Origin of the sequence: Pseudomonas azadiae (assembly GCF_019145355.1) — a bacterium.
GTDB classification, from domain to species: Bacteria; Pseudomonadota; Gammaproteobacteria; order Pseudomonadales; family Pseudomonadaceae; genus Aquipseudomonas; species Aquipseudomonas azadiae.
Window position 1 is genome coordinate 1,535,601 of record NZ_JAHSTY010000002.1, and the last position, 12,592, is coordinate 1,548,192.

Genomic DNA, 12,592 nt, shown 5'->3' on the forward strand with positions numbered 1-12,592 from the left:
CAGTGGACACTTGATCGCCAACGAAACGATCGTCAGACGTTGTATCGCTCATAGACTGGATGCTCCATGTAGTTGAATGCGAGAACCTGACGCCCCAGCGCTACCAAGCGTAGGCTTGCGGCGCTTCGCCGCCGGGACCCGGCCAGATTTCTTCGAGGCATCGCACCGTGTCATCGGACAGGCTGACCGTTGTCGCACGAAGGGCATCTTTCAACTGCTCGACAGTCCGGGGACCGATGAGGGGCGCGGTAACGATAGGGTTTTGAAGAAGCCAGGCCAGCGCCACATCAGCAGGGGTCTCTCCCAGGTCCTCGCACAAACCTTCGTAGGCTTCGAGCTGAACCCTATGTTGTTCGATCCGCTTGGCCAAAGCCGGCCTTGCGCGACGACCGTTGGCCGCCTTTTTCAGGACCCCGCCGAGCAGGCCTCCGGCCAGAGGACTCCAGGGGATGAGACCCAGCCCGTAATGCCGGCAAGAGGGAATGACCTCCAACTCCACTGTGCGAGCTGCCAGGTTGTACAGGCTCTGCTCGGCGACCAGACCGAGAAAATGCCGTTCGTTGGCGGCCGATTGCGCGGTGGCAATGTCCCAGCCTGCGAAATTGCTGCTGCCGACATATAGGACCTTCCCCTGCTGGACAAGGATCTCCATGGCTTGCCAGATTTCCTCCCAAGGCGTGTGACGATCAATGTGGTGCATCTGATAGACATCGATGTGGTCGGTCTTGAGTCGACGCAGGCTGTCCTCGCAGGCCTTTCGGATGTGGTATGCCGATAGCCGTCGGTCGTTCGGGCCCGGGCCCATCGGTTGATAGACCTTGGTGGCCAGCGCGATCTGATTGCGTCGGTCACCCTGTTCAAGCCAGCGTCCAATTATTTCCTCGCAGAGGCCTGTACCTTGCTTGATGTCGGGCGACTGCTCGGTGCCGTAGACGTCGGCGGTGTCGATGAAGTTGATACCCGCCTCAAGCGCCTCGTCTAGAATCCGGAAGCTCGTGGCCTCGTCGGTGACGTCTCCGAAATTCATGGTGCCCAGGCACAGACGGCTAACCTGAAGGCCAGTACGGCCCAAATGCGTATAGTCCATTCTCTTGCTCCGTGACGTGATTGCGCCAAGCCGGAAGTTCATCCTGTCCAGGCGCGGGATGAATCCAGCATAACGATGCATACGCAGGTCAGTTACAGGGGCACGTAGGATGGACTTGTGAGGAATATTCAGGATCAGCAACGAAAAAACAGGCGAGACGTAAATTACTATGGACTAATGGCGCTGCCCGCCGAGCAGCACGGCATTGGGCGAGAAGGTGCACGATAAATATCACCGTGTGGCGAGGTAGCTCTCGTTTAACAGAGAGGTCGAATTGACATGCAGACCAGTCGCGCAGATGTAGCCGATCTGATTTATTTTCTGGCCATCGCGCGCCACCGCAGCTTCAGCCGTGCAGCTGTGGAGATCGGCGTGAGTGCTTCGGCGCTGAGCCACGCGCTAAAGGGGCTGGAAAGTCGACTTGGGGTTCGGCTGCTCAATCGCACCACAAAGAGTGTGACGTTGACAGCAGCCGGTGAGGCGCTTGCCCAATCGATCGGCGATCCTTTTGAGGCGATTGATACGGCACTGGAAACGCTGAACCGGTTCCGAGATACACCCAGTGGCAGGGTCAGGATCAATGCTGCTGTCGAGGCGGCAAATCTTTTACTGGCGCCTATTATGCCGGCCTTCATGGATCGGTATCCCGATGTCGAGATCGATATCGTTGCCAGTAATCGTTTGGTGGATATGACCGACGCCGGCTTCGATGCCGGAATCCGTTACGGTGGTACCGTCCCCGAGGACATGGTGAGTCGGCGCCTCTCGGCCGATATTCGCTGGGTTGTCGCGGGGGCACCCAGTTACCTTGAGCGGTTCGGAACACCCGAACATCCGGATGACCTGTTGAATCACCGATGCATCAGCAACCGTCTTGGAGATGATCGGGTTTATCGGTGGGAACTGGAACGCAATGGTGAGGCATTCCAGATCACCGTACCAACGTCCGTCACGGTCGACCAAGCTGAGACGGGCCTCATCGCGGTGCTCGGTGGTGCTGGCTTGATGTATTTCCCGCAGCCTCTGGTTGAGCCTTATGTGAAGGACGGGCGGCTCCGCCTGGTGCTTGCGGAGTGGGCCCCGCTGGAAGATGGCTTTCATATCTACTATTCGAGCCGACGGCAACTGCCAACAGGTTTGCGCTTACTGATTGATTTCATTCGAGAAGTTAAGCCTCTTGGCTTGTAGCCTGATCTGCAGACTTAAACCATTGCTTGGCTACGTACTCGAAGGTTCGCTCCTCAGGGGCGCAATGCAAGATATCACCAAGAATACGGATCTTAACGGTCCCCAAACAGTGCTCACTATTTTTGGCTTTATGGTAGATAAGTCCATTAAATTGTGGCTTAAGTTGCAAATTAATCGATAAGGCACAGGTTTAGGGAATTAACTCTCTTGATAGGCTGGAGCGTTAATTCTATAATTTTGGGGACTAAATCGCCCAGAATGGTCTTGGTGCACACTATGTTGGATTTAAGCTTCAGCAAGCCGAGCGAGGTCGTCAGGCGCCTCTGCGATCGCTTGCGTACAGAGCGCTTGGCGCTGGACATGACACAAGCCGACTTGGCCGGACGTGCCGGCATTGGCACAAACACAGTGTCGAACCTTGAAGCAGGGCGCAATGTTGGATTCGAGAACGTCGTTCGTGTGGCGATGGCTCTTGGTCGAACCAAGGAACTTGAAGGCCTGTTCCTGCCAAAGCTGGACAGCATCGAGGACATTCGGCGCTACGAAAACAGCGCCAATCGTCTGCGTTCAAAGAGGAAGCCCGGCAATGCTTGAGCAGGTGAACGTCTTCTACGAGGGCTGGGGTGAGCGATGGCAATGGGGCACGCTCGTCTCCACTACCGCGCTGACCGGTCGGCCGCTGATCGTGTTCCAGTACAGCAATGAAGCCAGGCAAAGGGGCTTGGAACTGTCCTCCTACACGCTCCCGTTGGAGGGGGCTCAGTTGCGCCAAGGTTTTCCAGACCACCAACTGTACTTGCCTGGGCCTGTTTACGATTCCTTGCCCGATGGGTGGGGCCTGTTGCTGATGGACCGTATGTTCAGGCGCCGCGGGCTCACCACGGCGCGCATCGGCTCACTGGAACGGCTGGCATACATCGGTTGCAACGCAATGGGGGCCATGACATTTGAGCCCGTGGCACCAGAAGGGCAGGTGTCTGAAGTCCATATCCCACTGGAGCAGCTTGCCGCCGAAGTGCAGGAAGTGCTCCATGGAGACGGCGGCGAGTTCCTGCAGACGTTGCTGCTGGTGGGTGGCTCGCCTCAAGGTGCGAGGCCCAAGGCCCTGGTCTATCGCGATCCAGAAACTGGCCGTTTTACCACTGTCGTTACGGCGGGCTTTGAAGCTTGGTTGGTCAAGTTCCCGGCGAAAGACGAGCATGCCGAGGTGTGTGCTATCGAGATGGTCTACGCCGAGTGCCTGCGCATGTGCGGCATCGAGACCCCTGACACGCAGTACTTCAGTCTGCCTAATGGGTTGGCTGCATTTGCCAGTAAGCGATTTGACCGCCGGGATGATCTGCGCGTCCCCATGCAAAGCCTCGCGGCCTTTACGGGGGCAAATTACCGGTCTCCGGGGGTATTGGACTACGTCAACTTCTTGCGGGCAACACAGATGTGTACCAACGACGTGCGAGAGATGGCGGTGGCCTTCGAACGTGCCGTCTTCAATGTTGCATTCAACAACCGAGACGATCATCCCAAGAACTTCGCCTACATCATGTCGCAAGACGGTCAGTGGAACCTGTCACCGGCTTACGACGTGACCTTCTGCGAGGGACCAGGTGGATACCACCAGATGGATGTGATGGGTGAAGCGCTGGCGATTTCCCGCAGGCAAATGCTTCGGCTTGCCGAGGAAGCCGAGGTGCCCCCGGATGTTGCAGGCAGAGTGATTGACGGCGTTTGTGATGTGGCGAGCCAGTTTGCGAGCATCGCAGAGAACCTCTATCCACAGGTTATTACTCAAGACACCTTGCGCACGATTCAAGGCCGCATCGATCAGAACGTAGCGCGGTTACACCGCGGTCATGTGGAATGATCAGGCTGAACAGCCCACCCGACGACGCCTAAAGACTCTCAGGATCGCTAAAAAACATTTTGACTGGGCTCTGGGACAATATTTTCAGGTCGATAACACTTTTGTTTGCCCCCACTTTTGCCCCCATTCGTACCGAGTGTGCGAGTGATCGCGAATGGCGATCTCGACGGACTTCGCTATTCCTTGCCAGTTAAGCCGTTGGGCCAGGTCGCTGATCAGTCGTTAGGCAAGTGCAACTGCACTTCCATGGCGTCATGAAGGAGTCTGGCGACCTCGATCACGTCGTCGTTTGTCACACGATAGAACACGATATGGCGTGGGCTTTTGACCGTTCCATGGGTTTGTTTGGCCTGCTGGCGTGAATAGATGAGGTGATAGCTGCGAAGGCCCGGTGCAAGTTCATCGCGGTCGTGGCTGCCAATGCGATAAGGCGTGTCGGCAAGCGCTTGCAGCGCCGCGAGGATCAGCGCCTGGTAGCGCTGGCGTGCTTGATCGCCGAACTGCGTCTGGGAGAGCCTAAGGATGTCGACAATGTCGGTGCGCGCCGGGTTAGAAATCCGATACTGCGGCATACTCAGTGCTTCTCTCTCGTGGAGAGGGTTGCCTCCAGGCTCAAGCCCTCGAGGTAGTTCTCCAGATCACCCTCGTTCACCTGGGTAAAGCGCCCGTGCTCAAGATCCATGATGCCGATCGAGGTCGCCTGACGCAGTGCCTCAATTTTGGCGGTGTCTTCGGCGACGCGCTGCTCCAATAAACGTAAACCTTCTCGCATCACTTCGCTGGCATTCTGATAACGGCCGGACTGCACCAAGTCATGGATAACCTGTTCCTGGTGAGGGGTGAGCACAACGTTTCGCGTCGCCATAACTAGCTCCAGTTCTATGCAAACAGGTACTTTTGATGTTGGCATATTATGCCAATTTCGCTCAGGAGAATAGCTTGGGGCCGACATCCGGCGATCAGGTGACGGCTGACTGGGCGCCAATCAGCAAGGTTCAAAGTCATCCTCCCATAATGAAAGCAACCGGCAGATTGATTTGAAGATTGATATGCCTGACTGTGCGTGGGAGGAGGCGCGCGATGTGTGCTTCTCGATCCGCCCTGAAATCGATCGGCATGTTCGATGCCCATCAATATTTGCGTTTAGAGGCATCAAGAGAGGTTCCAATGCCCTACGAGTTAGAAAATCGCCTGGTGATTGGCGTCGCTTCCAGCGCTGTGTTTGATTTGCTGTCATCGGACGCAGTGTTTCAGAGTCAGGGGGAGGAGGAATACCGCAAGTTTCAGCAAAAAAATCTGCACGTCCCGCTTCCTAAGGGGATAGCGTTCCCCTTCATCAAGCGTTTACTGTCAGTGAATGACCTGAGCGTCGATCCTACGGATCCGCTCGTCGAGGTGATACTTCTTTCGCGCAATGATCCCGACACTGGGCTGCGCGTACTGAAGACTATCGAGCACTACGGGCTTGGGATGACAAGGGCGATTTTCATGCAGGGAAAATCTCCTTATGAATACATACCAGCACTGAATATCGCTTTATTTTTGTCGGGTGACAAAAAAGACGTGGAAGCGGCTATCAGGGCCGGGTACCCGGCTGGCCAGGTTCTCGATTCAAAATTTGAAGACGACGAGACTGATAAAACCCTACGCATCGCATTCGACTTTGACGGCGTGCTCGCTGGCGATGAGTCCGAAACAATCATGCAGGCCTCTGGATTGTCTGAATTCCATGCGCACGAAGTGAAGAATGTCATGCAGCCCCATAACCCTGGGCCGCTGAAGGAATTCATGGTGCGGATATCCAAAATCCAGTCGGTCGAGGAGAAGCACAAAAAGCTCAATCCTGAATACGAAAACCGCATACGCGTCTCGATCGTCACAGCCCGCAATGCTCCGTCTCATGAGCGTGCGATGAATACACTCAAGAGTTGGGGTGTCATGGCCAATGACGCATTCTTCCTAGGCGGCATCGAGAAAGGAAAAATTTTAGGTGTATTGAAACCACACATCTTTTTCGATGACCAATCAGGGCACCTTAAATCGACTAGCGCAGTTGCTCCATCCGTGCACATTCCTTTCGGCATCACCAACCATGTCTCTACTGTGGATGCGATAGAGCCTGAAGCGGATCAGGTCCAGCAGGTGGTGTAAAACGGTGGCTTGAGCGCGTAGTACCACAGGAATTCGTATCGGTTCTGTGCTGCGCACCCGTTCCAGCCTTGATGACGACGTTGTCTCGTCGATTTGCAACCAGTCACCAACGTGTTCGATAGCGAATCCATTTCCCGAACGATGAACCCCAAGGTGGGTAGGGTTCAACGTGACTATCGATTCGGTAATTTCCGCCCGGTCTGGTCTGATCGGAGCGGTACCATTGATAGGTTGGTGGAGGAGAGGACACGGGTGCATCCAGTGCCTTACTATGCCCCAACTGACATAGCGTTTTTTCCATCCATGGCCAAATTCTTTCCAGCACTCGATCATGCGGAATTCCGCAGCAAAGGCGAATTTACGCTTTTTCAGGAACTAGCGGCACTTGACGATGGGTTTGCGAGGGTTGCTTCGCGCAGGGCCAATGACGGAGTGGCTCCTTGAGCCTCTGATGGTGAGCTCGCCACGTTCTGAGACAATCAGAGTAGGCCATGACAGGTGCTCCCGGTTTTCAATAACTCTCCGGGTTCCCATCGATACGTTGAAAACCTCAGGCCTGTCTATCAACTCGCAGAGCGTCCTGTCTTCGAGAAAAGGGCTGTTGGGCCTCCGGCTGAGGCATCCTCTTAAAGCATGTCTTCAGATGTGCCCCCACCTACAGCCCGCTGTGCTAGCGATCATGAATGGCGAATCCTGATAAACCCCAGCGTGGTTTTGGCTGGCTTCCAGTGTAATTCCACATTTGATCTGGAAGGAGGGGCCAGAACACAATCGTCAAGAGACCGGCTATCAGCGAGGCCACCCGGTAAATCGGAATTCGCTGACGGCCATGGATCTTTTCTAGCCGGTTACCCAACCCTCCAACTGGTTAGCGTCTGATGGCGCTCGTTTCCCCGAGGATCCTCCCGGCATCTTGTGCAGGTGGAAGTCCAAACACCCGTAAATAATCCCTGCTGAATTGTGTCGCACTTTCATAACCGACCTCGAAGGCAGCCGCCATGACACTCTTGGCGTGGGCCACCATCAGTGTTCTAGCCTGGAGCAGGCGAACCCGTTTTTGATACTGCAAAGGACTCAGGCTGGTGACTGCCTTGAAGTGGCGATGAAACGCCGAGACGCTCATTGATGCTCTTTGCGCCAATTGTTCCACCCCAATTGGCTCCGCAAAGTCACGGCGGATCCACTGGATCGCCATGTTGACTCGGGCCATCGCCGTATCCGGCGCTGCGATCTCCCGCAACATCCAGCCATGGGGGCCCTGGAGCACTCGGAAGATGATTTCCCGTTCATAAACCGGAGACAGGGCTGCGATCGCGTCCGGGTTCCCCATCAATCGCAGCATTCGTACCCACGCATCCATCAAATCGGTTGTGACTGGCGCTACTGAAAACCCGAGATTGTTCTCAGGGCGGCTGACAGGTTTGGGCAGGTCTTCAAATAGCGTCGACAACACAGTTGGATCAAGAGTAAGGCTGACTGCCAAGTAAGGTTCTCCTGATACGCTCGGATGCACAGACCCCACTGCTGGCAAATTAATGGACATGACGAAATAAGTCGCAGGGTCATACCGAAGCGTCCGATCCGCCACACTCATGCTTTTACTGCCTTGCAGGATCAGATTGATCATCGGGTCATAGACCGCCGCCAGCATGTGTTCGGGGATCTTGCCCTTGACCATGGCCACGCGGGGGATACCCGTTTCGGTACGGCGATTTTCAGCCTTGGCCGCGAGCGACCTGAGTTCATTCAGTTGATTGTCCATGCTGGGCATGCTGACGGCAGAACCCTGTGCCATGCAAGCGAAAAGCAGAAACAGGCAGGTTCCGAGTAGGAATGGGTACGCCCCTTGCGATCGTGATAAGTACTGTGGGGCCACCTATAAGCCACAGAGGAATATCAAATGAGCGTCATCGTCATTACCGGCGGCAGCCGTGGAATCGGTGCCAGTGCAGCCGAGCACATTGCTAGGCGCGGTATGGGTGTCATCTTGACCTACAACAATGATCCCCAGGCTGCCGCCTCAGTCGTGGAACGCATCGAGCGCGTCGGTGGCAAGGCTGTTGCTCTCAAGCTCGACGTGTCTGATGTCGGCAGCTTCGAAGCGTTTCGTAAGTCAGTAGTACTGACCTTACGGGACACCTGGAACGCCACCCTGCTGAGTGGCCTGGTCAACAATGCCGGGTACGGCCTGTTCAATCCCTTGGCAACTGTCACCGAGGCGCAGTTCGACGGCTTGTTCAACGTGCACCTCAAAGGGCCGTTTTTTCTCACTCAAACCCTACTGCCGCTGTTCGCGGAAAATGCCAGTATCGTCAACCTGACCAGTGCCACTACCCGCGTCGCCACCGCTGGCGTGGCGCCCTATGCTGCCTTCAAGGGCGGGCTCGAGGTGCTCACCCGTTACATGGCCAAAGAGTTCGGTGAGCGGCGCATACGGGCCAACGCGGTATCACCCGGCGCCATCCGCACCGAATTGGGCGGGGGGCTAAACGCTGAATTCGAGGCGAATCTTGCGGCGCAAACGGCACTCGGCCGGGTCGGCGAGCCAGAAGACGTTGCGCGAATTATCGCCATGTTGCTGTCAGAGGAGGGCGCCTGGATCAATGCCCAGACCCTCGAAGTGGCCGGCGGCTACAACATCTGAATCAAGAGGGTTTTGCCATGCTGGATCATATCTTTCTGTCCGTGAGCAATATCGAACGGTCCATCCGTTTCTACGAAGCTGCCCTGACCCCGTTGGGTATCACCGCGCGCCTGGACTACGACGGCAAGGATGGCCCACCGGGCCATCCTGACCTGAAAGGCTTTGGTGCCAACGGCCGGATGTTTTTCTGGTTGCGTGAAGGCGTTGTGGAAGGGCGCGCGGTACATGTTGGTTTTGTCGCAAGCAGCCAGGCTGAAGTTGATGCCGCTTATACCGCCGCCCTGCATCAGGGTGCGGTCGACAACGGCCCGCCTGGGGCACGCTTGCATTACGATCCCGACTACTACGCTGCCAATGTGCTGGACCCGGATGGGTACAGCCTCGAATTCGTCTACAAAAAATGGCAGCACGTCCAATGAGTACACTACTGATCTACGGAGCTACAGGCTATAGCGGTCGTATGGCGGCTGAGCGAGCAAAAGCGCTCGGTCTGGATTTCGAAATCGCCGCGCGTAATGCCAAGCGCCTCGAATCGCTCGCAGCGCAATTGGACGTTCCTTATCGGGTGTTTGATACCCATGATGCCGAAGACTCTTTATCTGGCATTTCAGTATTGCTGAACTTCGCCGGGCCGTTTGCACAAACGGCCGAGACGTTGATGCACGCTTGTATAAAGGCCGGCGTGCACTATCTGGACATCACTGCCGAGATCAATGTTTACCGCATGGCCGAGGGTCTGGGTACTGAAGCGGCTGCGAACCACGTCATGCTGTTGCCGGGGGTCGACTGGGATGTCGTTCCTACCGATTCGCTGGCGGTGCATGTTGCCAAGCGTGCAGTAAAACCGGTTGCGCTGAGTATCGCGCTTCAGGTCCCCGGGTCGATGTCTCGCGGGTCTGCGATGAGCGTCAGCGAAATCATCGGGGCAGGCGTGCTCACCAGGGTCGATGGCGAACTTATTGCGACGCCGGATGCCGCACCACGCCACTTTGATTTTGGCCACGGACCGGTCCCCTGTGCGCCGTTGTCATTCGGCGACCTAGTGACGGGATGGCATTCGACCGGCATCCGCAACATTGCGATGTTCGTGCATATCTCGGGCGACGCGTTTCCCGAAGGTGATCTGTCGCAGTTGCCTGATGGTCCCACACCCGAGCAAAGGGCTGCTCATCGCGCGCGGGCAGTGGTTGAGGTCACCGGGACTGATGGCGCAATCGCGCGCTCGGTGATTGATACCGTCAACGGCTATTCCTATACGCCGCTGGCGGCGGTAGAAGCTGCGCGGCGAGTAATGAACGGTGAGCAGCAGCCGGGTTTTGCAACGCCGGCCAACGTGTTTGGTGGTGGGTTTGCCGAGAGTATTGCCGGGACGGTGATCACCGATTTCTGAGGTGGGTGGTGGCCGTTCAAGATTTCAAGCCGAAGAACGCCCTGAGTCGAAGCTTTTTGGAAGATGCGCAGCACTGAGTGGCTCAGAAGTCTGCGGTGGCGCGTATTCTGCCAATTCCAGGGAAATTGCTTTGCCGGCAACTTGGGCTACTTCGATCAAGCGTTTTCGAGACAGGCCACTGCATGCGGCGGCGGATAGGCCTCGCAGGGTAATCAGCACGTAGTCGGCCAGCGTTTGCGCGCGTTGCGGGCAAACCTGGTCAAGATAACCCCGGATCGTCTGAATCGCGGCATCACCCAATGTCTCTGCCATGTTTCGGGCAATCGGGTCATCCGCCCGCATGCCCTCGGTGATCAAACATCCACGCAAGGTTTTATCTCGTCCGTATTGCGTCGCAGCGCTAATCAATAGTGCAGTCAGCGCTTGAGCAGGAGGTCGATCCGGCGCCAGAAGTCTGTCTAAACGTAGCGCGCTTTCACCGGCGTAACGACGCATCGCCCGCTCGAAGAGCTCCGCCTTGCTGCCGTAGGCGGCATAGAAGCTCGGGGGTTTGATGTTCATGGCATTGGTCAGGTCGGACAGGCTCACGGCGTCAAAACCGTGTTGATGAAACAGTGCCTGAGCGATGGCTATCCCTTGCTCGCGGTCGAAGGCGGGACGGCGCTGCCGGTTGTTTTCGTTCATGTTCATCTCGCTGAGTCGGTACCGTAACTGTAGCGACCGCTACAGCGTATATCAATCGCAGAGTGCAGGGTTTATGTAGTGGTTGATAAATAACTTGTTGGTGAGCGCAAACGCATGTAGTGTTCGCTACATAAATTCCTGAAGGTATTCCCAATGCAATTCAATAATAAACTCGTGCTGGTAACAGGCGGGTCTTCGGGCCTTGGCTTCGCGATTGCAGAAGCGTTCGCCAACCAGGGTGCCACTTTGATCATCACCGGGCGTCGCCAGGCCCAGCTCGACGATGCCGTGAGCCGCCTCGGTGCGCACGCGTCTAGCGTATGCACAGACATTTCGGACCCCGCCGACCTTGACGCGTTATTCGCTCACATACAGGCAGTCCATGGCCGTATTGATGTGCTGATTGCCAACGCTGGGACAGGTGCAATCGAGCCCTTGGGAGCAATCACCGTCGCAGGCTTCGATAAGCTGTTTACAACCAACGTCAAAGGCACGACTTTCACGGTGCAAGGGGCGCTACCCTTAATGGGCAAGGGGAGCAGTATCGTCATCATTGGCTCGACCGCATCGATCAATCCTGGCCCCGGCCTGGGTGTCTATGGGGCTACCAAGGCAGCGCTACGGGCGCTGGTGCGCAGCTGGATCCTGGATATCAAGGGTTCTGGCGTTCGTATCAACCTGCTCAGCCCAGGCCCGGTGAACACCCAATCTCTGCGCGATGTACTGGGCGAGAACGCACAGCAGATCATCGATGTTCTCAGCGAGAAGAGCACGCTTGGTCGTATCGGTCAGGCCCACGAGATCGGCCAGGCCGCGCTGTTCCTTGCAAGTGATGCGTCGAGCTACGTCAATGGCGCCGAACTGTTCGCCGATGGTGGTGCATCTCAGGTCTAGGCGGGTACGGAGCAGACCTCCCCCTGTCGTTAAAAAGCTGTATTCGCTGCCGATGAATCGGCCATCAAGGAGTACCTAATGAGCGACTTTACGGGGTCGGCAATAGATCATATGGGCATCGCTGTTTCGGACACCTCGTATTCTCAAGCCTTCTACGAACCCGTGCTCAGGCCGTTAGGGATTACCCTGGTGATGAGTATCGAGGCGAATCCGCCAGGGCCGAAGCCTCGACGACTGGGGTTTGGTTCTGGAGGAAAGCCGTTCTTTTGGCTGCATGACGCGTCCGTCGCCAGTCACGGGGTGCATATAGCGCTGATCGCCCCAAGTCGTGAGTCGGTTGATGCTTTCCACGCGGCCGGCATTGCTGCCGGCGGACGGGACAACGGGTCGCCGGGCATCAGGCCGCACTACCACGCCAATTACTACGCCGCTTATGTGCTGACACCTGATGGCGTGAATCTGGAAGCCGTTTGCCAAGTGGCCTCTTGATCGAGGCTCACATCAGGTCCATTTCAGATGCCAGGGGGCAGCCTCAATTTTTAGAAGCGGCATCGGCTACCAGCGGCAGCACCTCCGTCGCTGCGCGAAAGCGCCAATTACTGCGTTTGAGGATCGAACTGTTTGTCTCGGATAAATAGCGCCGAAACACGCCGCAAATAAAGTAAGCCGAGCTCATCACTAGAAAGAGCGACA

Annotated in this window: 14 protein-coding genes; 9 read left to right on the forward strand and 5 right to left on the reverse strand. The window is 56.4% G+C overall.

Features of this window, described 5'->3' with window-relative positions:
- Nucleotides 1-100: 100 nt before the first annotated feature.
- Nucleotides 101-1,087: an aldo/keto reductase gene (locus KVG91_RS23375; RefSeq protein WP_169378854.1), complete on the reverse strand. Its 987-nt coding sequence runs from the start codon at nucleotides 1,085-1,087 to the stop codon at nucleotides 101-103.
- A gap of 279 nt (nucleotides 1,088-1,366) precedes the next feature.
- On the opposite strand from KVG91_RS23375, the gene KVG91_RS23380 reads away from it, so the two are divergent.
- From KVG91_RS23380 to KVG91_RS23390, 3 genes are all read left to right on the forward strand, one after another.
- Entirely contained in the window at nucleotides 1,367-2,275 is a 909-nt protein-coding gene (locus KVG91_RS23380) for a LysR family transcriptional regulator (protein WP_169378853.1), read from the forward strand.
- Between the two features lie 276 nt (nucleotides 2,276-2,551).
- Nucleotides 2,552-2,869, forward strand: coding sequence for a helix-turn-helix domain-containing protein (locus KVG91_RS23385; protein WP_169378852.1), 318 nt, complete (start codon nucleotides 2,552-2,554; stop codon nucleotides 2,867-2,869).
- Nucleotides 2,862-4,136, forward strand: coding sequence for a type II toxin-antitoxin system HipA family toxin (locus KVG91_RS23390; protein WP_169378851.1), 1,275 nt, complete (start codon nucleotides 2,862-2,864; stop codon nucleotides 4,134-4,136). Before KVG91_RS23385 ends, KVG91_RS23390 begins: the two co-directional genes overlap by 8 nt.
- A gap of 215 nt (nucleotides 4,137-4,351) precedes the next feature.
- Here KVG91_RS23390 and KVG91_RS23395 read toward each other — a convergent pair whose 3' ends face one another.
- Both KVG91_RS23395 and KVG91_RS23400 read right to left on the reverse strand, forming a co-directional pair.
- Nucleotides 4,352-4,708: a type II toxin-antitoxin system RelE/ParE family toxin gene (locus KVG91_RS23395; protein WP_169378850.1), complete on the reverse strand. Its 357-nt coding sequence runs from the start codon at nucleotides 4,706-4,708 to the stop codon at nucleotides 4,352-4,354.
- Between the two features lie 2 nt (nucleotides 4,709-4,710).
- Nucleotides 4,711-5,001: a type II toxin-antitoxin system ParD family antitoxin gene (locus tag KVG91_RS23400; protein ID WP_169378849.1), complete on the reverse strand. Its 291-nt coding sequence runs from the start codon at nucleotides 4,999-5,001 to the stop codon at nucleotides 4,711-4,713.
- Nucleotides 5,002-5,303: 302 nt separating this feature from the next.
- Between KVG91_RS23400 and KVG91_RS23405 the strand changes: the two genes are divergently transcribed.
- Nucleotides 5,304-6,287 carry a 5'-nucleotidase gene (locus KVG91_RS23405; protein ID WP_169378875.1) on the forward strand — a complete coding sequence of 328 codons (984 nt, stop codon included), beginning with the start codon at nucleotides 5,304-5,306 and terminating at the stop codon, nucleotides 6,285-6,287.
- An 868-nt stretch (nucleotides 6,288-7,155) separates the two neighbouring features.
- On the opposite strand, the gene KVG91_RS23410 is transcribed toward KVG91_RS23405, so the two are convergent.
- Nucleotides 7,156-8,049 carry an AraC family transcriptional regulator gene (locus tag KVG91_RS23410; RefSeq protein WP_169378848.1) on the reverse strand — a complete coding sequence of 298 codons (894 nt, stop codon included), beginning with the start codon at nucleotides 8,047-8,049 and terminating at the stop codon, nucleotides 7,156-7,158.
- A gap of 138 nt (nucleotides 8,050-8,187) precedes the next feature.
- Between KVG91_RS23410 and KVG91_RS23415 the strand changes: the two genes are divergently transcribed.
- Genes KVG91_RS23415 through KVG91_RS23425 form a run of 3 tightly spaced genes read left to right on the forward strand, consistent with a single transcriptional unit; the run spans nucleotide 8,188 to nucleotide 10,321 of the window.
- Nucleotides 8,188-8,931 carry an SDR family NAD(P)-dependent oxidoreductase gene (locus KVG91_RS23415; protein ID WP_169378847.1) on the forward strand — a complete coding sequence of 248 codons (744 nt, stop codon included), beginning with the start codon at nucleotides 8,188-8,190 and terminating at the stop codon, nucleotides 8,929-8,931.
- Between the two features lie 17 nt (nucleotides 8,932-8,948).
- Nucleotides 8,949-9,350: a VOC family protein gene (locus KVG91_RS23420; RefSeq protein ID WP_169378846.1), complete on the forward strand. Its 402-nt coding sequence runs from the start codon at nucleotides 8,949-8,951 to the stop codon at nucleotides 9,348-9,350.
- A complete protein-coding gene (locus KVG91_RS23425; RefSeq protein ID WP_169378845.1) occupies nucleotides 9,347-10,321 on the forward strand; it encodes a saccharopine dehydrogenase family protein in 975 nt (324 codons plus the stop codon). The genes KVG91_RS23420 and KVG91_RS23425 overlap by 4 nt, the downstream gene beginning before the upstream one ends.
- A gap of 24 nt (nucleotides 10,322-10,345) precedes the next feature.
- Here KVG91_RS23425 and KVG91_RS23430 read toward each other — a convergent pair whose 3' ends face one another.
- Nucleotides 10,346-11,005, reverse strand: coding sequence for a TetR/AcrR family transcriptional regulator (locus KVG91_RS23430; protein WP_169378844.1), 660 nt, complete (start codon nucleotides 11,003-11,005; stop codon nucleotides 10,346-10,348).
- Between the two features lie 153 nt (nucleotides 11,006-11,158).
- Between KVG91_RS23430 and KVG91_RS23435 the strand changes: the two genes are divergently transcribed.
- Together KVG91_RS23435 and KVG91_RS23440 are read left to right on the forward strand one after the other, a co-directional pair.
- Nucleotides 11,159-11,899, forward strand: a complete 741-nt coding sequence (locus KVG91_RS23435) for an SDR family NAD(P)-dependent oxidoreductase (RefSeq protein WP_169378843.1) — start codon at nucleotides 11,159-11,161, stop codon at nucleotides 11,897-11,899.
- A gap of 78 nt (nucleotides 11,900-11,977) precedes the next feature.
- Complete coding sequence (locus KVG91_RS23440; RefSeq protein ID WP_169378842.1) at nucleotides 11,978-12,388, forward strand: VOC family protein; 411 nt, start codon at nucleotides 11,978-11,980, stop codon at nucleotides 12,386-12,388.
- Nucleotides 12,389-12,592: the final 204 nt, after the last annotated feature.

Coding starts and splice junctions, on each gene's coding strand:
- KVG91_RS23375 (WP_169378854.1), bottom strand. CDS start 1,087: ATGGACTATACGCATTTGGGCCGTACTGGCCTTCAGGTTAGCCGTCTG.
- KVG91_RS23380 (WP_169378853.1), top strand. CDS start 1,367: ATGCAGACCAGTCGCGCAGATGTAGCCGATCTGATTTATTTTCTGGCC.
- KVG91_RS23385 (WP_169378852.1), top strand. CDS start 2,552: ATGTTGGATTTAAGCTTCAGCAAGCCGAGCGAGGTCGTCAGGCGCCTC.
- KVG91_RS23390 (WP_169378851.1), top strand. CDS start 2,862: ATGCTTGAGCAGGTGAACGTCTTCTACGAGGGCTGGGGTGAGCGATGG.
- KVG91_RS23395 (WP_169378850.1), bottom strand. CDS start 4,708: ATGCCGCAGTATCGGATTTCTAACCCGGCGCGCACCGACATTGTCGAC.
- KVG91_RS23400 (WP_169378849.1), bottom strand. CDS start 5,001: ATGGCGACGCGAAACGTTGTGCTCACCCCTCACCAGGAACAGGTTATC.
- KVG91_RS23405 (WP_169378875.1), top strand. CDS start 5,304: ATGCCCTACGAGTTAGAAAATCGCCTGGTGATTGGCGTCGCTTCCAGC.
- KVG91_RS23410 (WP_169378848.1), bottom strand. CDS start 8,049: ATGGACAATCAACTGAATGAACTCAGGTCGCTCGCGGCCAAGGCTGAA.
- KVG91_RS23415 (WP_169378847.1), top strand. CDS start 8,188: ATGAGCGTCATCGTCATTACCGGCGGCAGCCGTGGAATCGGTGCCAGT.
- KVG91_RS23420 (WP_169378846.1), top strand. CDS start 8,949: ATGCTGGATCATATCTTTCTGTCCGTGAGCAATATCGAACGGTCCATC.
- KVG91_RS23425 (WP_169378845.1), top strand. CDS start 9,347: ATGAGTACACTACTGATCTACGGAGCTACAGGCTATAGCGGTCGTATG.
- KVG91_RS23430 (WP_169378844.1), bottom strand. CDS start 11,005: ATGAACGAAAACAACCGGCAGCGCCGTCCCGCCTTCGACCGCGAGCAA.
- KVG91_RS23435 (WP_169378843.1), top strand. CDS start 11,159: ATGCAATTCAATAATAAACTCGTGCTGGTAACAGGCGGGTCTTCGGGC.
- KVG91_RS23440 (WP_169378842.1), top strand. CDS start 11,978: ATGAGCGACTTTACGGGGTCGGCAATAGATCATATGGGCATCGCTGTT.